At 47.9% G+C, this 19,608-nt stretch carries 15 protein-coding genes and 3 pseudogenes; 17 read left to right on the top strand and 1 reads right to left on the bottom strand.

Translation table 11 applies throughout. The features are described from left to right. The first annotated feature begins 135 nt into the window (after positions 1 to 135). Both JO375_RS01450 and JO375_RS01445 read left to right on the top strand, forming a co-directional pair. A complete protein-coding gene (locus tag JO375_RS01450; protein WP_229522794.1) occupies positions 136 to 837 on the top strand; it encodes a response regulator transcription factor in 702 nt (233 codons plus the stop codon). Between the two features lie 239 nt (positions 838 to 1,076). Continuing rightward, positions 1,077 to 1,214, top strand: a pseudogene (locus JO375_RS01445) (carbohydrate ABC transporter permease); the annotation flags it as partial. 248 nt (positions 1,215 to 1,462) lie between these two features. Here the strand turns inward: JO375_RS01445 and JO375_RS01440 are convergent. Beyond that, positions 1,463 to 1,610 (bottom strand): annotated as a pseudogene (locus tag JO375_RS01440) (winged helix-turn-helix transcriptional regulator); the annotation flags it as partial. A 75-nt stretch (positions 1,611 to 1,685) separates the two neighbouring features. Here JO375_RS01440 and JO375_RS01435 point away from each other — a divergent pair. From JO375_RS01435 to JO375_RS01365, 15 genes and pseudogenes are all read left to right on the top strand, one after another. Next, positions 1,686 to 2,066: an NAD(P)H-binding protein gene (locus JO375_RS01435; protein ID WP_229522793.1), complete on the top strand. Its 381-nt coding sequence runs from the start codon at positions 1,686 to 1,688 to the stop codon at positions 2,064 to 2,066. Continuing rightward, positions 2,035 to 2,631 carry an NmrA family NAD(P)-binding protein gene (locus JO375_RS01430; protein WP_229522792.1) on the top strand — a complete coding sequence of 199 codons (597 nt, stop codon included), beginning with the start codon at positions 2,035 to 2,037 and terminating at the stop codon, positions 2,629 to 2,631. The genes JO375_RS01435 and JO375_RS01430 overlap by 32 nt, the downstream gene beginning before the upstream one ends. A gap of 123 nt (positions 2,632 to 2,754) precedes the next feature. After that, positions 2,755 to 3,593 (top strand): annotated as a pseudogene (locus JO375_RS01425) (cation diffusion facilitator family transporter). A 164-nt stretch (positions 3,594 to 3,757) separates the two neighbouring features. Continuing rightward, positions 3,758 to 5,674, top strand: a complete 1,917-nt coding sequence (locus tag JO375_RS01420) for a heparinase II/III family protein (protein WP_229522791.1) — start codon at positions 3,758 to 3,760, stop codon at positions 5,672 to 5,674. Between the two features lie 16 nt (positions 5,675 to 5,690). Beyond that, a complete protein-coding gene (locus tag JO375_RS01415) occupies positions 5,691 to 7,601 on the top strand; it encodes a glycosyl hydrolase (RefSeq protein WP_229522790.1) in 1,911 nt (636 codons plus the stop codon). 55 nt (positions 7,602 to 7,656) lie between these two features. Then, the gene (locus JO375_RS01410; protein WP_229522789.1) at positions 7,657 to 8,784 is read left to right on the top strand and encodes a glycoside hydrolase family 88 protein; all 1,128 of its coding nucleotides are present in this window, start codon (positions 7,657 to 7,659) and stop codon (positions 8,782 to 8,784) included. 242 nt (positions 8,785 to 9,026) lie between these two features. Further along, positions 9,027 to 9,497, top strand: coding sequence for an RDD family protein (locus JO375_RS01405; RefSeq protein WP_229522788.1), 471 nt, complete (start codon positions 9,027 to 9,029; stop codon positions 9,495 to 9,497). Positions 9,498 to 9,598: 101 nt separating this feature from the next. After that, complete coding sequence (locus tag JO375_RS01400) at positions 9,599 to 10,318, top strand: hypothetical protein (RefSeq protein WP_229522787.1); 720 nt, start codon at positions 9,599 to 9,601, stop codon at positions 10,316 to 10,318. Positions 10,319 to 10,679: 361 nt separating this feature from the next. After that, the gene (locus JO375_RS01395; RefSeq protein ID WP_229522786.1) at positions 10,680 to 11,432 is read left to right on the top strand and encodes a cyclase family protein; all 753 of its coding nucleotides are present in this window, start codon (positions 10,680 to 10,682) and stop codon (positions 11,430 to 11,432) included. 163 nt (positions 11,433 to 11,595) lie between these two features. Beyond that, on the top strand, positions 11,596 to 13,563 hold the full coding sequence (locus tag JO375_RS01390; protein WP_229522785.1) for an ATP-dependent DNA helicase: 1,968 nt from the start codon (positions 11,596 to 11,598) through the stop codon (positions 13,561 to 13,563). Beyond that, the gene (locus JO375_RS01385) at positions 13,557 to 13,856 is read left to right on the top strand and encodes a DUF6509 family protein (protein WP_229522784.1); all 300 of its coding nucleotides are present in this window, start codon (positions 13,557 to 13,559) and stop codon (positions 13,854 to 13,856) included. The genes JO375_RS01390 and JO375_RS01385 overlap by 7 nt, the downstream gene beginning before the upstream one ends. A gap of 288 nt (positions 13,857 to 14,144) precedes the next feature. Next, positions 14,145 to 15,068, top strand: coding sequence for a PLP-dependent cysteine synthase family protein (locus JO375_RS01380; RefSeq protein WP_229522783.1), 924 nt, complete (start codon positions 14,145 to 14,147; stop codon positions 15,066 to 15,068). Position 15,069: 1 nt separating this feature from the next. Continuing rightward, a complete protein-coding gene (locus JO375_RS01375) occupies positions 15,070 to 16,206 on the top strand; it encodes a bifunctional cystathionine gamma-lyase/homocysteine desulfhydrase (RefSeq protein WP_229522782.1) in 1,137 nt (378 codons plus the stop codon). A 71-nt stretch (positions 16,207 to 16,277) separates the two neighbouring features. Then, positions 16,278 to 16,445: a hypothetical protein gene (locus tag JO375_RS01370; protein ID WP_229522781.1), complete on the top strand. Its 168-nt coding sequence runs from the start codon at positions 16,278 to 16,280 to the stop codon at positions 16,443 to 16,445. 268 nt (positions 16,446 to 16,713) lie between these two features. Next, entirely contained in the window at positions 16,714 to 19,467 is a 2,754-nt protein-coding gene (locus tag JO375_RS01365) for a PHB depolymerase family esterase (RefSeq protein ID WP_229522780.1), read from the top strand. The last annotated feature ends 141 nt before the right edge of the window (positions 19,468 to 19,608 follow it).

Here is a 19,608-nt window from a genome sequence, read left to right as displayed (position 1 = left end):
ATTATACTCAAGACACTCAAAGAGGAGGAGTCGGTATGGATTGGAGTTGGCTGCTTGAACCCCAAATGGATACTTGCTCTCATGTTTGTTATGCTGATGTAGGGACAACGACTTCACTAAGGTAGGGGAATAGGCGTGAGCCAGTTAAGAGTGCTTGTGATTGATGACGAATGGAATATGCGAAATCTTCTGCGAATTTATTTAAGTAAAGAAGGATTTCATGTAACCGAATCATCTAACGGAAGTGAAGGTTTGAAGGCTTTTAGGAGCCAAACACATGACGTTGTTGTATTAGACGTAATGATGCCGGACATGGACGGCTGGCAGGTGTGCAAGAAAATGCGAGAAATTACGCCTGTTCCAATACTCATGCTAACCGCTCGAGGCGAGGTCAAGGACAAGGTGCTGGGACTTGGCATAGGGGCGGATGATTATGTCGTGAAGCCTGTGGACCCGGAAGAACTTATTGCCCGGATTTATGCCTTGCTGCGACGCTCCAGTCAGCAAGCCCATGTTGTGGTTAGGGAGCAGAAGCTTACATTCCCGGATTTAACCATATATCCGGAGCGGCGGCAGGTAGTGGTGCTGAACAAAAACGTCGACTTAACCCAAAAGGAATATGATATTTTACAATTATTAGCCCAGCACCCGCAACGAACGTTCGAACGGGACGCTATCGTCGAACGCTTATGGGGGAACGATTTTTTGGGGGAAAATCGAGTCATTGATACTCATATCAAAAATATCCGCGAAAAATTGCAACTTGTTGGACTATCTTATAACCCTATTAAAACCGTTTGGGGAATAGGCTACAAATGGGATGATTCGTCTTATTAGCTCGCTTTAGAGTATAGAGGTGAATGATGAATAAGTCGGATTGGACAATTGCTGTTTCTATAATCTTCGTCGGCTTGTCCTGCATGATCATGTCAGCAACCGCGTATGCGTCAAATCCGATGTTATCCTACCTTGGAATCATGCTGAAATTAGCAGTGGCCGCCGGTATATTGACATCTTTGTTTTGGCTCACATACTTATGGTTAAATAAAAGAAAAAAATAATACTAGATTCTGTAGACAAACGTGCTGTTCGGGGAATACAACAAGGATTGGCCCTTGATTCTGTCATCACTGGTGTTAACGACGATCCTGGTTGTCATTATTTACGGATTCTTTCAGAAATTCATTATGGAAGGTATCGCGGAAGGAATCATCCTTCCCGGTCCAGTTGTTTTTTTGTCCACTTTGTACTTCTTCAGCAGATTGTGGGCAAGGGAAAGCCGTAGGAACTTTCATTCTACACGAATCCGGCCATGGGCCATTTTTTTATTCAAGTAGGTGTCTCACTTCATATTGGAATCCGTCAAGATAAAAACGGATCGATGGCCGGAGAATAGGACTCCAAATAGGGTGGGGATTAAATATTAGATTCACACTGGTCCGCATAGGAGACTCCCCAATCAACCAACATCAGAAAGAGAGTATTCTACTTTAGGCGGTACTTGATTATAAACAAATCGATTGACTATACCGTCCTGTTCTAATTCCCTAAGCTGCCGTTAACACTTCTTGTGTAATCCCCGGTAAGTCTCTTTTTAATTCACCAAAACGCATATTTCTTTCACCCCCAGTTATAATTTATATTTTAGTATCATAATAGATACTACGTGTCACGAAAGTGCCTACTTGTTATTTTTAGAAGAGCAAATCATGGAGGTGCAAGCTATGCATGTGATAACAGGAGCAACTGGAAGAACGGGCAGCGCAGTCACAAATTACTTATTAGACCACAGACAGCCTATTAGGGTGATTGGTAGAAACTTAGAACGGTTAATGCCCTTTGTGCTTAAAGGAGCAGAACCAATTGTCTCTGAACCTACAAATGTGAAAAGGTTAATTAAGGCCTTTTCGGAGGCTGAAGCAGTCTACGTAATGCTGCAACCTAATTATATTATAACTAGTAATGACTTCCTCTCTTATCAAAAACGTGTAATAAGTACAATAGTATCTGCTCTAGAACAGGCAGAAGTTAAGAATGTTGTTTCGCTTAGTAGCTGGGGGGGCTGATAAAGAAAAGGGTACTGGACCAGTTACGGGATTACATCTGCTTGAACAGGGCTTAAACCAAATTGAACAGTTAAATGTTTTACATTTACGAGCAGGATATTTCATGGAAAATTTACTTTCACAAATTAAAAACATTTTGCTTCACGATGTTGCAAGAGGACCTTTTCTACCCGATGTCCAGTTTCCTATGATTTCCACACGTGACATTGGGCGAATTGCAGGAGAAGCCATGATAAAACGTAACTACCAAGGTCAACAAATAAGAGAGTTACACGGAAGCTGTGATTTGAGTATGAATGAAGCGGTGGAGCTCATAGGAAAAGCTATCGATAAACCGAAGCTCAGCTATATACAAACAACCGAAGAAGAAGCCAGAAGAGAATTGAGAATGCATGGATATTCAGAACATATTATAGACCTTGTTTTAGAAACAACAAGAGCCTTAAATACAAAGCACATTCGAATGTTGGAACAGCGCTCGTTTGAAAATACAACCCCGACTTCTTTTGAAACTTTTTTAAATGAAGTATTTATACCTCAATATGAGAAGGAAGCAGTGATTTAGCGGTTCCAGCGTATCGTGTATTCATCTACTTTAATTAACCATCTGAAACGATATGAACCCATTTGTTGCTTCTCTTCTAATGGCTAGGTAAAATATGGACGGGTTAAAAATAATACATAATAAATGACTGCACATGTAGGCAATACCGGCATCGCCCTGGTTAAGGGGATTGCTTTTGCCTTGACAGGCAGCGGCTCCATGTTTGCCACCTTGATGCATTACATTGCAGATGCAGTCAACCAGATGTTTGTATTTGCAGGCAGTGTCTTGGCGAAAAAAAAGCCGACCAAACGCTTTCCTGCCGGCTTTGGTCGCGTGATTAACCTGTTTTGTATGGTTGCCGTTATTGTCGTAACGATTATGGCTATGAAACGGTGCTTGTTTTGTCATTGGCGGTTGACGGATTTGTATGGAGCAAAGCAATGAAAGAAGTGCTGCATGAATCCAGAATAGAAGCCAAGGGGCTTGGCATTTTTATCTCTGCGTTCCGTCATGTGGGACGTGCTGCGCCACCAACCCGGCTGGTATTTTATGAGGATTTGATAGCAACAACGGGTGGGGTGCTTGCTCTGCTGGCTGTCGTGGTCACATCACTGATAGACTTTAAGCTGCTGGATGGCATTTCGAGTATTCTCATCGGCTGTCTGATGGTTGGCGTTGCGTTTCGGGTCGGATACGATAATATGGTGGGCTTGATCGGTGTATCGGCTCCCCCGGATATCGAAGAGCGTGTAGCTTCTATTATTCTTGCAGATACGTATGTAACAGACATCTACCAAATGCGTATTTCACTGGAGGGACGCTACTATCATGTGGAAGCGCTGATTGAGCTTACACCAGGAATGACGCTGGCCGACGCGGATATTAAATTCAGAGTCGAGGATGCTTTGCTGCGTGACCCTCATATTTCAGACGCTGCATTGGGCATTCTGGAATATAACGGGATTAAAAACTGGAAGTAGCGTAAAACAAGAACTTTCATGACTACAGAAATGTGGCGTGGAGGTTCTTTTACATTTTTAAAATGGCTTGGCTACCCCTTTGAATTTAGGCTGATTGTTAGATACAATGAAAGCGTTAACAAAAAGGAAGGTGAAGTGAATGCTTCTTGCGGGGAGGAATACGAATGAGTCTTCTGAAGGAGGCCTGGCCTGCTTCGCGACTCGTCACGGTGCTGGCTGGCGGGGGGCAGGATACTGCAAAGCAACGCTTAAAGAGGGAATGGACAGAAAAACTGCGGGCGACTATATCTGAACCGGTATATGCCGAGCTATGGATGGACATCGAACGTGCCTGTAATCACAGTCGGGAAACACCATGGCCTGAGCTTTCGCTGACACTGTTTCAACGATTTGCACATACGGGTGAGCGCAAGCCATATGAGGATGTGTATTTTGAGCGGCGTGGACGGATGGCTGCTTTGGTGCTGGCGGCTGTAGCCGAATCCGAACCCGGGGGGCTGAAAGAGGTGGAAGGCGGCCTGCTGGAAATATGCCGCGAGTACACATGGGCCCTTCCTGCACATGTCAGGGAAGAGGACCCTGTGACACCGCCTTGGCAGCAGGTGGATTTATTCGCGTCGGAAACAGCCCAGATGCTGGCTGAAATTTTACTGCTGCTAAGCGATCATCTGGCTGAACAGGTGGTTGCTCAGGTGCGCGGGGAGGTCGAGCGCCGAGTGCTGGAGCCTGTTTTTTGGCAGCCTCACCATTTTGAATGGGAGACAGCAGAGCATAACTGGGCTGCTGTATGCGCTTCCGGTTGCGGAATCGCGGCATTGCTGCTGGTGGAAGACAGCCTGGGCAAAGCTGAGGCTATCGAGAAAATGCTCGGCGCGCTGGATTGTTTTCTTGCAGGCTACAAGGAGGACGGAGGGTGTCCGGAAGGCGTCGGCTATTGGGTGTACGGCTTTGGCTATTTCATTTATTTTGCCGATATGCTGCGTGCATTTACAGAGGAAGCCGTAAATATTCTGTGCTCGGAAAAGGTCAGACAAATCGCTGCCTTTGCAGAACGGGTGCATTTGTCGGATGGTATGTTCGCCAATTATTCCGACAGCAGTGAAACTGAACGCTTGCCCTCTGGACTTATCTCTTATTTGAATTCCTTGCAGGAGGAACCATCGGCACTCCCTTTTCATGTACATGGTCTGCTGGAGGACCCTTGTCGCCGCTGGGCGCACGTATTGCGCAACCTGGTATGGACGAATCCTGCGACATTTGGAAGCAAGGCGGCTGGAGCCGATTATTTGCCGCAGCTTGGATGGCTGATGTGCCGCAGTCGCAGCTCCAGTCATGGCAGAGCTGAAGAGCAAAAGGGCGAATCAGGCACAATGCTTGTCTTCTCAGCCAAAGGCGGACATAACAATGAGCCACACAATCATAACGACCTTGGGCATTTTATCCTGCATGGCGGGAATGAAAATCTGCTGTGTGACTTGGGAGCAGGCTTGTATACGAAAGCTTATTTTTCACCGGGACGGGAGTCGATCATTAACATTTCCTCCGGCGGTCATTCTGTGCCCATAATCAATGGGACCATGCAGCAATCGGGTGCAAAGGCAAAGGCGGTTGTGCTGGAGATTGCTGTGGATGAGCAGAAGGAGGCACGGACAGACGCAAGGCTAAAGCTCGATTTGACCTCTGCGTATCCCGTAGAAGAACTGACCGCTTTCACACGCTCCTTTGCGTGGAATGTGCCGGAGGGAAGCGCGGGAGCAAAACTTACGGTCACCGATCATTTTGAGTTTGAAGCATCTGGCGCGAGCGGGCAGTTGTGGGAGGTAGAGGAGCTGTTGATCAGCCGTATTCAGCCTGCTGCAGGAGCGGGCTTCGTTGAATGGAAGGGAGCACATGTCGTGGCCAGATTGGATTATGATGCCAGCATGCTGCTTCCGGGGATAGAGGCTGTCAACCATATGGATCATGATGGGGTGCCGTTTGTGTTTTACAAAACAACGTTGAAGCTGACTTCAGATCGCTGTGGTGCTGCTGCAAGCGCAGATTGCAAGCTGTTTTTTGCCCTAAATGAATCATCATGTTGAATGGGAGGCAGACAGGATGAATAAGCTGCATACAGGTAATGTGTACCCTTGGCAGGCAGAGCTGGAGAAATTTATAGGACAGTTGAATACGACGCCGAATCGAGTGGAGGACGGATGGACCCGCCAACGCAAGCTTGCCGTGCTGGAGAAGCTGGTTCGTGCATATATTCAGCATCAGGATGAAACCGGAGCCATCATTGATCCTTATTCGGAAAGTGAACGGTATTACTCTACCCCGTCCTATGCGCTGGCTGCGGCAGTGTTGGTCAAAGAAGGCCGCCATGATTTGCTGGAATCCGCGGCTGCTGCCTTGACGCACAGTATTGCTTGTGTAGTAGAGGAAAAAGCGCCGGATCAGCACCCGGACTTTTTTCCTATCATGATGATGGGAGCGTATCGGCTCCTGAAACATTTGCTGCCAGAGCAAGCCACAGCCTGGAAGCGGCAGCTGAGCAGAATCCAGCCGGAACAGACCTACATTTTTACGATGAGTAAAATGAAAAATCCAAACCGGATGATCAACTGGAACGCGATCATGATTTCCGGCGAGTTTTTGCGTGCCGCCGAAGGGCTTGCAGCCGATGCCGAGTGGATGGAGGCGTACATCCGCAGCTATCATTTGCCTCGCTTTACCGGACTGGGGCTGTATCAGGACGGCCCGCTGGACCGGCCCAACAGCCCGTTCGCCTACGATATCGTCACACGCTTTCACCTGGGGGTGATGCTCGAGAACGGATATGATGGCGGTTGCGCTCTTGAGCTGCGTGACCATCTACGCAGAGGCGCGCTCAGCTCACTGCTGGCGCTATCCCCGCACGGGGAAATTCCGCCGCGCGGAAGAAGCGCACAGCATCAATGGAACGAGGCGGCTGCAGCGTTCGTCTTCACGACACATGCGCGGCATGTTTTAGCGGCAGGCGAACCCGGGCTTGCCGGTGCGTTACGGCGGGCAGCGGATCTGTGCTGGCAAGCGATTAGCCGCTGGCAGACCGATGACGGCAAGCTGCATATCGTCCGCAACCATTATTCGTCCGAGGCGCGGCATGGGTTTGAGGTATACTCCAATCACACATGCTACAGCCTGTGGACGGCGGCTGTGCTGGCTCATACCCTGCTGTACGGGGAGGGGATAGAGCGTATTGCTCCAGCTCCTATACCGGCGGAGACAGGCAGCCAGGTGTTGGAAACGGACGGCTGGTTCCAGACGGTCATTGCTTCTGTAGACGGACAGCAAATGGTTGTGCAGACGTCGGTCAATGACCCGTACAATATTCCCGGGATTGTGCGTATTCAGCAGTCCTCGCTGCCGCCACTGATGGGTCCGTCCTCAGCAGGGCATGCAGACCGAGGTTTTACAGGGTTCGCGGAAGGGGATATTTTCCCGCTAAGCTATTCTCCGGCCTGGCAAACCGAGGACGGCAAGTGGCACAGCCTGTCGGAAGGCATCCCCGGAACGCTGGAATTCGACCGGGATGGAGGGATCGATCCGCAGGATGGTGGGGGGTCTGTACAGGTAGAGCAAAGCTCAGCATCTGGCGGATCAACGGATATCACGCTGCTATGGAGAGGCCCGTTCCCGGGGGTGAGGGAAATCCGAACACATTATCATCAGGTGCGCGGAAAAATTGAGGTGGAATATGAGCTTCAAGGCAATATTCAGCATGTGGGAGCGCTTATTCCCTTAGTGGCATATGACGGTCGGGAGCGCAGCGTTATTCATCATGTCATGACAGCCGGGGAGGAAACAGAAAGCATCCGGGTGGAATATGCAGGCACAATCCTTGAAGTCGTCCCGACGACGGAAGGGACGAACGTGGCGTGGCCTGAAGAATTAGCTTCCGTAGCCTGTCGCAACGGTTTGCTTAAGGGAGCAAGAATGAAATGCACAGGCAGCCGCATTTCCTTTATCATTCGGTTGCCTGAATAATGCAGGCCGAAGCCATAGGCTTTTTTAACAGGTGGAAAAGGGGAGGGGAAAACAAATGACAAACATAGAGGCATGGCTGGAGCAATCATGGGAGCTGGCTTTGGACAAAACGCTTGCCTTGGCGTTAAGGCTAGGGGACGCTTTTCCGCATGTTGCAGAGGGAGGGCGCTATGACGATCGTGAGGAAGCGTGGTGGACAGCAGGCTTTTATCCGGGGCTGCTATGGCTTGCGAATCGGGCGCGCCCTGACAGCGGAGCCGCCGAAATTGCGCAGCGGTGCGAGAATCGTCTGGAAAAAGTGCTCTATAACAGCGAAACCGTAGACCATGATCTTGGTTTTATTTGGCTGCTCAGCGGTGTGGCCGCCCATCGGTTGACCGGAGCCGCCGAGTCCAGAAGACGCGGGCTGCTGGCCGCCAATCTGCTGGCTGCCCGTTTTAACGTGAACGGCCGTTTTATTCGCGCGTGGAACTTCCACGCCAAGGACATGGACACACGAGGCGTTGCGATTATCGACAGCATGATGAATCTGCCTTTGCTTTATTGGGCCTCGGAGGTAAGCGGAGATCCCCGTTTTGCTGCTGTAGCTGTGCAGCATGCGGATACCGTGGCACGTGAATTTTTCCGTGCGGATGGTTCCATAGCGCATGTGATCGAATTCGATCCGGAGATTGGAAAAAAGGTTGCCGAGCATGGCGGGCAGGGGTTCGCTCCTGGCTCCGCCTGGGCACGCGGCACGTCCTGGGCTTTGTACGGCTTTACGCTTTCGTACGGATACACGCGTGATTCGCGTTATTTGAGGGTGGCCGAAAACACAGCGGACTTTTTCCTGTCCCAACTGGGAGATGCGTGTCTGCCTGTGTGGGATTTTAGAGCTGATGAGGGACATCGCGGAGCATGGGATTCATCTGCTGCGGCCATTGCGGCCAGCGGATTGCTGGAGCTGGCTCAATATTCGGCGCGGGCCGGGCATTTTACCCGGGCGGCAGAGTCCATCCTCATGGGCTTGCATCACACTTGCACGGCGTGGGGCGAGGACCATGAGGGCTTGCTGATGAAGGGAACCGTACATTATCCTGAGCAAAAATACATCAACGTTCCCATTATTTACGGCGATTATTTCTTTGTCGAGGCTTTGGCAAAGCTGCGCGGAGAAGAAGGCTTGTTTAGTGTTGTTAAATAAAATTGGAGACGGGGCTGTCCCAAAAGTCGATTTGGGAAATTTCCGCCCCTATTTTATACATGATTTCATTTAACAAAAGAACCTTCATTTCCACTTACATAGTGGTTTTGAAGGTTCTTTTGCATCATTTATGGGCATTCATTCGTAAATTAAATTGACAAAACAGATGGGGAGCCGTATGATATCTCCTTGGGTAAAGGAATAAAATGGATTTTAAAAATGATAAGGAGTTATATATTATCATGACGGCTACCAACGATAACGTAAGACGAATGTACGGAGGATTTTGGATAAGAACAGCAGCGTTTTTAATTGATCTGGTCATTGTCTTTGTGCTTGTTCTTTTAATAGGAGGAGTGTTTAGTATTCCATCTATTCTGGGCATAGAGGAGACTGGTTTCATAAAAGTGTTGGTGATGTGGTTGCCGCTGATCTTGTGGCTTATAGTGCCATGGCTGTATTCTGTGCTCTGGGAGTCATCGAAGGTCAAAGCAACACCAGGGAAACTTCTGTTTTCTCTAATTGTCGTAGACAAGGAAGGAAAGCGGCTTGGATTCTGGCACGCCTCGGGGCGTTACTGGATTAAAGCTATCTCTTTTATCATTACACGTATGATTTACATCGTTGTAGCTTTTACTGCGAAAAAACAGGGAGTTCACGATCTTTGTGCCAGCACCCTGGTTGTAAATAAAAAAAGAGTTACAGCGATTTGAGCAGCCATCGTTTTTTCTACCTGTATCAGCAGATATCACCAATTCGTAAGGGAAAGCTTAAGTAGTCTTTGATTTTCAAAATAATGGGGGAACATGGATTTATGCAACAACGAAAATGGATGTTTTATACAGTTGTGTTCCTATTGCTGCTTGTAGTGGTGATGGGGTGTACAAGTAAAGGACACCCCGGAGAGATCGCCTCTGGAGATGTCAGAAAAGATGAGCCTGATAGCACTTTTTTGGAAAACTTGCAGTCAGATCTGCCGCAACCCACTGAGGCGCAATTTTCCACGCCCGAATCGGTGGTCAAAGCCTTTTTTGAAGCTGTAAATGATCATGACCTCGACAGCGCGTTAAAATGTTTTCCTATTATGGAAAAGTATCGTGCGAATTCGGTAGATAATCATTTCAGTAGACTCCATACCTATGAGCTTCAAGGGGACGCTCCCATCCCTTCCTTTGAGAGCCATAACTTTTTCAAAAGCTTTTTGGAATATGAACAGTATTGGGAGAAATTTTATATGATACTGTTCCTCAATTCAAACCCGGATATGATGGACAAACGTGTCGTTATGGGTGAAGCCAATGCCGCTACGGAACTGAAGAAAATCAAGGAAATTAAGTTGAGTAGCACATATTCTAAGCCTGAAATAGTTGCGAATCATAATATAAAGGATAAAAATGTTATAGAGCAGAGTATGAATATACAAGAAAAAAGGTTGCTTGAAGTTAAGCTTTATATAGAGGGAGAAGAACAGAATCCTGTATTAGTAAGCGTGGGGAAAATCGGATCCAATTGGCGAATTTTAAGTATAAATTAAGGTGAACGAGCTTTTGTTTAAAGCATATGGTGGTGTGCAGCGTAGAGGAGGATTTGAATCTGGAGAAGCGAAAGCGTTCGCCTTTGCCCTGGGATTATAATCTTTAAACGGTTTATGAAGATCTGAGAATCCCAGGGCAACAGCAATCGTAAGATCAAATCCTACGCGCAGCGTCCTCATACCGACGAAGTAAATTAAGGTAATTTACACAAGTATATTACAGGATCAGAAATGAATTTAAGTATTTCAATATTTAGATTAAAATTCCGTATAGTTCACATCATATTCCAAAGATTCCCCCAAACATGTACCGTTAATCACAGAACACTTTAAAACAAGAAATGAGAGAGGATGTTATGCGATGAAACTCATCGATTTGAGCGTGCCGATAAGCCCTAGTATACGCGAGCCGATAGCAGCTAAGATTGAGTATTCGAGCCATAGAGACGGCGCGCTGCAAGCGTCAGTCTTTCTTGGTCTTAAGCCTGACGATTTTCCGGAAGGCCAGGCATGGGCTACCGAAACCGTAACGCTTAACACGCATTCGGGGACACACATCGACGCACCTTGGCACTACTGGCCGACATCGGAAGGTAAACCGGCTAGAACGATTGACGAACTGCCGCTAGAATGGTTTTATTCTGATGGGGTGCTTCTTGACTTCAGTTCTAAGCCGCCAGGTTATGAGTTAACGTCAGAGGATCTGGCTGCAGAGCTGGACTGCATCGGGTACAAGCTTAAGCCGCTCGATATTGTCCTTATCCGGAGCGATGCAGATAAGCGGTTGTATGATGAACAGTATGCATTCCTTCATGTCGGTGTATCGGCTGAAGCAACCAGATGGTTGCTGGATCAAGGTATCAAGGTAGTCGGTACTGACGGCTGGGATATCCCGCTTAATCTCCAAGCAGAAGCCTACAAGCAACAACCGAGGGACGGCGTCCTTTGGGCAGCTCACTATGTCGGAAAAAACCAGGAGTATTGTCAGATCGAGAAGTTGGCCAATCTGGAGCTTCTCCCGAAGCCGTTCGGTTTCAAGGTCTGTTGCTTTCCAGTTAAAGTAGAAAGAGCGAGTGCCGGATGGGCTCGTCCCGTAGCCATCATAGAGGATTAAAACGGAAACAACGCGCTGGCAGCGGTAACGCAGCCTGCAGCGTTGTTTCTTTTTTAAAATACAAAAAGATGCAGGTTGTTCATGCAGTTTTCGTATTCCTTTGGGTTGTTTTGCGTTATAATGAAAGGATGCACATTATGAACAAATTGGAGGCACAGCCCGATTGACTACTTACCCTTTTGCCTTTGATCCATCCAAGCCGTTTATAGAGCAGGCAAGTGACTGGATTGCGGATGTATTTTATGAAGTTTTGCCTGAAGTCGGCTTTGAGGTTCGGGATGAACAAATTTATATGGCATTTCAGCTGGAGCGTGCCTATAAGGAGAAAAAGACCATTTTTGCGGAAGCGGGCGTGGGCACGGGCAAAACGCTGGTGTACCTGTTGTACGCGATTGCATATGCCCGATATACGAGAAAGCCCGCGATTATTGCTTGTGCGGACGAATCACTGATCGAACAGCTGGTAAAGCCGGAAGGGGATATAGCCAAGCTGGCACAGCATTTGAATCTGGCGATTGATGCCAGGCTGGGTAAGTCGCCGGATCAGTATATCTGCCTGAACAAGCTGGACGAGGCCCGAAACGGGCTGGATGCGGATGCGGATATCTTTCGTGATATTTATCAGGGCTTGCCGGATTTTGTCCATTTTCCAGACACGTTGCAGTCCTTCACCCCTTACGGGAACCGCAAGGAATATCCCGAGCTAACGGACGGACAATGGAGCAGACTCGGATGGGATGTATTTCAAGACTGCCTCGTTTGCTATCAGCGTCATCGGTGCGGGCAGACGTTGTCTCGTGATCATTACCGCCGGGCAGCGGATTTGGTCATCTGCTCGCATGATTTTTATATGGAGCATGTATGGACCTATGAAGCGAGAAAGCGTGAGGGCCAACTGCCATTGCTGCCTGAGCATAGCTCCGTCGTCTTTGACGAAGGACATTTGCTGGAGACAGCGGCGCAGAATGCGCTGACCTACAAGCTGAAACATACTCAGTTCGAGGCGATGATTACCCGTCTGCTGGAGGGTGAAGTGCGGGAATCTCTGGCCATGACGATTGAAGACGCGATATCGCAAAGCGAGGCTTTGTTTGCTGCGCTTCAAAAGAACAGCCAGCCGGTACAAGGCTCTGACCGCAAGGAATTTAAGCTGAATGAGCCGCTTGTTCGAGAAGTGAACCGTTTTAGCGATCTGATCGGGACGATTGAAGAAGAGCTTGTATTTGAAAGCGGACTATTTTCGCTGGATGAGTACCAGGTCAAGATCGTGGAGGAGCATCTTGAAATGATTCAGACGGCTTTGGCCTTGTTTAAACGCCCTGAGCTTTTGATTTCGTGGGTGATCGAGGATCAGGACGGATTAACACTCGTGGTTATGCCCAAAATGGTAAAGGAGATTCTCAGGGAACGAGTATTTGCCCAGCACATACCGATTGTGTTCTCATCGGCTACCCTTTCCGTGGATAACTCCTTTGATTATATGGCGCAGAGTCTCGGAATCGAAAATCCGCTGACATTTTCCGTCGCATCACCTTATAACTATTCGGATCAGATGCAAGCGGCCCTATATCCGCTGCAGCCGGAGCATCATCCAATCGAGAGAGTGCTGGCACTGCTGGAGAAATCGCAAGGCAGAGCACTTATCCTGTTTCCTTCAGAGGAGGAACTGGCTGCTTTCCAATCAGGTCTCGCTGCTTATCGAGAGGCATCTGCCTATCGTTTCCTATATGAAGGCTCGGCTGAAATCAGCCATCTGATCTCGACTTTTCAGAATGATGAGGAAAGCGTCCTGTGCGCGGTTACCTTATGGGAAGGCCTGGATATTCCTGGTCCGTCTCTATCTCATGTTATCATCTGGTCGCTGCCTTTTCCTCCGAATGATCCAGTGTTTGCCTCATTGCGCAAGGACGCGGCGGAGCCGTTTATACAGATTGATATGCCTCACATGGCGCTTAGACTTAGACAAGGTATCGGACGTTTAATTCGCTCACGTAATGATCGGGGCTGGATTTCTATCCTTGGCCAAGATTTGAATCGTCAAGAAGTACGCACTCAAGTTGAACAGCTACTGCCTGCGGGTGTAGAATGCACAGTCATTGAAGAAGAACCGGAGGGAATGAAGACATGCTAAATTTTACATCGTACACGGTGGAGCAAATTAAAGATGCTTTTGGTATTTTGAGCGGACAGCGGTATGAATTCGTCATTGATGTGGAGGTTGAGGAGGACGACGAGCTGTACACCGAAAACGGATTGCGTATCCGTGCCCTTTATTTAGTAGACGAGGGAAAATCAGAATTGTTGAAGTATGAGCTGATTGAAAAAGTAACGAATCGTTATATTGATCTTGAACTGGAAGAGGACGAGCTGCAAGCCGTGGAGAACTTTTGCAAAGAACACGTACTGGATGGAACGGCAGAGTAACAGAGAATAGAGTACCAGCCCATCGCAGCTAATAAATAACCAAATATAAAGGAGCCCTGATATCTTGATCAGGCTCCTTTTTTTATCCCAAAATAAAGTTCTGCCAGCATGGTGTACACATCATATTATGTTATCGGAGCAAGTATGTTGCTATTTGACAAATGCTTTAATTATACATAAAATCTTATTGCACAAATACTTACCGAATTACTGCGCTTTTTTGGCAATAATCGTTATTATTTGATCATTGGTTTATTTGTGATCCACCATTAAAAGGAGCTTGAGATTATGAATGTATATCGCAATACCCTTGAACTCATCGGAGGTACTCCATTAGTGGAGTTGAACAGCTATTCTCTTCCGAGAGGAATTCATCTGTTTGCCAAGCTGGAGTTTATGAATCCCGGCGGCAGTGTAAAGGACCGGGTGGGTAAGGCTCTGATTGAAAAAGCATTAAAGACAGGCCAGCTCAAGCCAGGCGGGACTTTAATTGAAGCAACAGCAGGCAACGCAGGTATTGGTCTTGCTATGGCAGCGCTTCATTATAATATCTCAGTAATTTTTACTGTCCCTGAAAAGTTTAGCCAAGAGAAACAGGAATTGATGAAGGCGCTGGGAGCACGAATCGTTCATACCCCGACAAGTGAGGGCATGAAAGGAGCCATTGAGAAAACAAAGGAGCTGGCTGCCGAGATCAAAGAGGCGTACTTGCCGCGCCAGTTCAGTAATCCGGATAATCCGGAGGCTTATTATACGACCATGGGGCCTGAAATTTGGAACGATCTGGACGGCAAAGTAGACGTATTTGTAGCGGGAGCAGGCTCAGGCGGGACGTTCATGGGAACCTCTCGTTACCTCAAGGAACAAAATCCAGCGCTTAAAACGGTCATCGTCGAGCCGGAAGGGTCCATTTTGAATGGTGGTGAGTCAGGCCCGCATAAAACGGAAGGAATCGGTATGGAATTGATTCCTGAGTTTGTGGATACGGCTTATTTTAATGCTATTCATACCATTAGCGACGCCGATGCCTTTGGCCGTGTCAAGGAATTGGCGGCACGTGAGGGGCTGCTCGTCGGCAGTTCCTCCGGATCAGCATTGCATGCCGCTTTACTGGAAGCAGAGAGCGCACCAGACGGCGCACATATTGTTACCATTTTCCCGGATAGCAGCGAACGTTATCTGAGCAAAAAAATATATGAAGGCGGGATTTAAAATGAAACGTAAAACAAAGCTGATTCACGGCGGGCTTCCTACCGATCCTCATACTGGCGCGGTTAACGTTCCTATTTATCAGGTAAGCACCTATGAGCAAGAGGAAATCGGTGTTCATAAGGGCTACGAATATTCGCGTACAGGCAATCCGACCCGGTTTGCGCTGGAGGAGCTGATCAAAGAGTTGGAGGAAGGCAAACGCGGTTTTGCTTTTGGTTCTGGTATGGCAGCGATCCATGCGGTATTTTCCTTGTTTAAAGCAGGGGATCATATTTTGCTGACCGATGATGTATACGGGGGTACCTATCGTATCGTAAGCAAGGTGCTCAGCCGTATCGGGATTGAGTCCACGTTTGTGGATACGACTGATCTGGCGGCCATTTCCAGCGCAATTCGTCCAAATACGAAGGCATTATATGTCGAAACACCAACGAATCCACTGTTGAAGATTACAGATATCCGTGCCGTTTCGGAGCTGGTGAAGAAGCATGAGCTTTTGTTGATTGTGGACAATACGTTTGCGACTCCTTATTGGCAGACGCCAATTACGCTTGGCGCGGATATCGTTGTTCACTCTGCCACCAAATATTTGGGTGGACACAGCGATGTTGTAGCCGGCTTAGCGGTAGTAAACAACGAAGAGCTGGGCGAACAGCTTCATTTTCTGCAAAATGCCATTGGCGGTATTCTCGGCCCGCAGGATTCCTGGCTGTTGATCCGAGGGATCAAAACACTGGGTCTGCGTATGGAAGCGATCGAGCAAAATGCGAAGGAAATAGCAGCCTTTCTGGAAAAGCATCCGAAGGTTAGCAAAGTGTACTATCCTGGATTGGCAAGCCATGCACAGCATGAGCTGTCCAAAGCACAGGCTGACGGCTTTGGCGGTATGATTTCGTTTGATGTAGGCAGCGATGCCAATGCGGTAGCGCTGCTAAAAAAAGTGAAGTATTTTACGCTGGCTGAGAGCTTGGGAGCAGTAGAAAGTCTGATCAGCGTTCCAGCCCGTATGACCCATGCCTCTATTCCGGCAGAACGTCGTGCAGAGCTGGGCATCACCGAAGGTTTGGTGCGGATTTCGGTGGGGATTGAAGATATGGAGGATTTGATCGAAGACTTGCAGGCGGCATTAGAAAGCTAATAATAGAGTATGAAGATCAAGAGGCAGCTGAGTCTGCCTCTTTTTATCAAAATCTTAATTATGCGAAACAATTGAACGATACAGTGTGGGAACAGGGGCTCAAAGAAGCGTTGCGGCATTTTTTGCAGGCAGATCGCAAGGGGACTAAAGATTTTAAAATTAATGCGTTAGGGCGGCATTTTGACCAGATTAACGACAGATTGATGGTGCTGTTTGATCTTTTGTGGTTGGAAAAGTAAATACAAGCAAGCTATTCACATTTTTTATAGTGTTTCCTCTTTGGTCCTGAATATAAAATTTTTAACAACGAAGTGAAGCGGACTGCTTTCTTCGTTTTTTGTTATATAAGCAGCTTCTTTTTTTGGGAAAACAGAGGAGTAAACAGAGAGGGCAACGAATAGTTTTTATATCGTTGAATTTAAGGTTGCGGAAAAGATTACGGGAAAATTCTGGTAGATTATCGTGGTTACGTCTTTCAAGGAAGCCAAAACCTGGAGGGGGAATGTTATGAGGTTCACGCATCTGGAAAAAGTAACAACTGTGCTGTCGGATCATCCGGTTCGTCTGACGTCTGCATATGCGGTCGGTCCGGTCAAGCTGCCGGAAAATTGCGGTGTGGGCAGGGAATGGTCGAACCATTTCACCCTGGAAGAATGGAATTTGGAACAGGCTTGTGAAGAGGGAGTGCGACTTTCAGCAGGAGGAACGGTCGCATGCCGATTATTAACCGAGCTGGATCCCCGGAATGCAGAGCTGAACTTGGGTGTTTTTCCGGCTTTAAACGAGCAAGAAAGACTTGTGCTGGTTTCTAATCTTCGCTGTTTGGCATCACAAGAAGTGATTATCAGACCGTTTGAAGGAACAGGGCAGATTTGGATCGACGACATGCTGGTATATGCGGAATCCGGTCCTCTTCGGTTGTATTTGAAGGAGGGCGATCATACGGTGGTCATCATCGCAGCGTTTATTCCCGATGAAGCCCGTTCCATCCGTATTAGCGGATATCAGGTATGCGATCACCCAGATGTGGCAGAGCTTCACCATGAATTTATAGAGCGCAATATACGTTTTCATATGGCCTGGCTGGAGGTTGAGAAAAGTGCTGAGCGGGAGGGGGAAAAAAGTCCGGTCTCGTTTTATTTGCTGCGTAAGGATCGTGTAGATCTTCCGGCAGACCAGACGTTATGGATCGAGGTAACAAATGATGCAGGATCAAAGCTGGATCGGTTTCAAGCAACCTGGGAGCAGGAGTACAAGTATGCCTGGGATGAGGAAATGATCGAAAACACAGGGATGCTGCATTTTACGGTTACGTATCAGGATCATGAAGCAGGGGAGCATCATTTTGTGTACTCGGTGCTTGTACATCCTTTGTCTGACGTTGTTGCGGGTCTGCAGGAAGAGTATGAGCACTTCAAGCAGGATCATATCATGGATGCCCTCCATGCTGTACGAAAAACTCAGATAGAAGGCTTGCTGAACGAACTCGAAAGATTAACGGCTTTACCGGAAGATCCCTTTGAGGGTTGGGACTATCGGGTTGTGCGTGAATATATCAAGCTATTAAAACAAATTTTTGCATATGGGTTTGCCGAACTGTCGCAGCACCCATTCTCACGTCAGGAAAAACACATCTATCTGTCTTCGAACGGGCTTGGCGAAGGCTTTTTTGTCTCCCGGCTCGATAACAGTATGCAGCGCTATACGATACAGCTTCCAAGAAGCTACTCGCCAGAACGACAGTATCCCTTGATTGTCCTGATGCCGGGCAAACGGTATGAGCTTGGTCTGCCAGATTTCCAAAAAAGGGATTTCGGGAGAAACTGGGAGGAAGAGGCGATATTTGTTACCTTTTCTTGCCGTGGTGTTACGCTCGGCAGTTACATTGGCGAAGCTGCCTTTCTGGAGGGGCTAAATGTTATTCTGCAAGGGTACCCAGTGGATGAAGACCGAATTTACTTGACGGGTTATTCTAATGGTGCATATGCGGCCTGGGCGATGGCACAGGCGTACCCTTCGCGTTTTGCAGCTATTGCTGTGATCGCAGGTGCGCCGCATCCGCAGCAGCTGATGAATCTATCGAATTTGCCGATATTGAACATCGTTGGCGATCAGGATTACTTGTTTGCTCAAGCTTATACGGCTCCGGCAACCGAGCTTGCGTCAAGTTATCTCAAGGGTGTGGTAGAGCGTTGCTCTAATCATTGGGACACGCATGAGCTGAGGCTTTTGGACGGCGTGCTGGGCTGGCTTATGCAATGGAAAAGAGATATTGCCCCTCAGCGCATTGCCTACCGGACGGAACGGGGCAGACATAATCGTGCTTATTGGCTGGAACTGACGCGAGTGGATGAACACGAGGAATACGCCGAGCTGTACGGCGAAATGAGCACCACGGGCAAGCTGGAGGTTACAGCCGTTCATGCTGACGAATTTATCATTCATCTTTCTCACGAGGTCACGGGCTTGGAACTGGCTCAGGTTTGTATCGGAGCTCGTATTTTCGTACTGGATTTGCTGGAATACAGTCGTTTTCGCTTTGTTAAAATGAAATCGCAAAAGCGGCCCTCACCTGAATACCGCCTGATTGCCGAGCGGGAAAGAGCAAGTGGTGCCAGCTCTGCAAATGAAGCAGAGACCGGGCAGGAAATCATTAGAACGAAAAGCAGAGAGAGAAATGCCTGGGGTCACGGTATGGGTGTGCTTGACGTTTATATGGATCGTCTTCATATTGTCCTTCCATCCAGCTATTCGGCCCCGGAGGAAGAGCAGGCGATGAAACGTACGGCCAATGCCTTGGCCAGCCCCAAAACAGCGACCTGGAATCCGTATATCGGTGTTCATTACCCTGTGGTGTCTGCACGTGATATTTCGGAGAAAGAGCTGGCTGACAGCAATGTGATCTGTGTCGTTTCGGACTTGACCAGACATGAACTTCTCCATCGGCATCAGGAAAATCTGCAATTCGTATGTACGGAGAAAGGGTATACGCTGGGCAGTGATTTTACGGAAGGTGAATATTGCCTGTCCTATATTCAGTCAAGTCCTTGGTCCATTTCACGGCAAATGCTTGTCGTAGCGACTAATTCACCCCGTTTGCTGGGTAAAAATCTGTTTATGCGCAAGCTGGTTATGCCCGGTTATTTTAATGGTCTCCACCCGTATTTGAATAAAGAGGTTATTGTATATGACAGCAAGGGTGTGCGTGCTTTTAACTTTGCTTCCATCAAACATGCGGCGCCAAAGCTGCAAGGTCAATAAAAAAGGTGAGCCAGCAAGACAGCGATACCTTATACAAGTCCAAAATGAAAACCGTCTGGAGGCGCGTTGGCGATCCTGACGGTTTTTTGCGGACAATTGCAGTGATTTGCAATCGATCAGACGTCATATATAGAAGGGCAT

The organism is Paenibacillus farraposensis (genome assembly GCF_020736845.1).
Taxonomy (GTDB): Bacteria; Bacillota; Bacilli; order Paenibacillales; family Paenibacillaceae; genus Paenibacillus; species Paenibacillus farraposensis.
The sequence above is the reverse complement of the archived record's forward strand: the minus strand, read 5'-3'. Positions and strand labels throughout refer to the sequence as shown.

Coding starts and splice junctions, on each gene's coding strand:
- JO375_RS01430 (WP_229522792.1), top strand. CDS start 2,035: ATGTTGTTTCGCTTAGTAGCTGGGGGGGCTGATAAAGAAAAGGGTACT.
- JO375_RS01420 (WP_229522791.1), top strand. CDS start 3,758: ATGAGTCTTCTGAAGGAGGCCTGGCCTGCTTCGCGACTCGTCACGGTG.
- JO375_RS01415 (WP_229522790.1), top strand. CDS start 5,691: ATGAATAAGCTGCATACAGGTAATGTGTACCCTTGGCAGGCAGAGCTG.
- JO375_RS01410 (WP_229522789.1), top strand. CDS start 7,657: ATGACAAACATAGAGGCATGGCTGGAGCAATCATGGGAGCTGGCTTTG.
- JO375_RS01405 (WP_229522788.1), top strand. CDS start 9,027: ATGACGGCTACCAACGATAACGTAAGACGAATGTACGGAGGATTTTGG.
- JO375_RS01400 (WP_229522787.1), top strand. CDS start 9,599: ATGCAACAACGAAAATGGATGTTTTATACAGTTGTGTTCCTATTGCTG.
- JO375_RS01395 (WP_229522786.1), top strand. CDS start 10,680: ATGAAACTCATCGATTTGAGCGTGCCGATAAGCCCTAGTATACGCGAG.
- JO375_RS01385 (WP_229522784.1), top strand. CDS start 13,557: ATGCTAAATTTTACATCGTACACGGTGGAGCAAATTAAAGATGCTTTT.
- JO375_RS01380 (WP_229522783.1), top strand. CDS start 14,145: ATGAATGTATATCGCAATACCCTTGAACTCATCGGAGGTACTCCATTA.
- JO375_RS01375 (WP_229522782.1), top strand. CDS start 15,070: ATGAAACGTAAAACAAAGCTGATTCACGGCGGGCTTCCTACCGATCCT.
- JO375_RS01365 (WP_229522780.1), top strand. CDS start 16,714: ATGAGGTTCACGCATCTGGAAAAAGTAACAACTGTGCTGTCGGATCAT.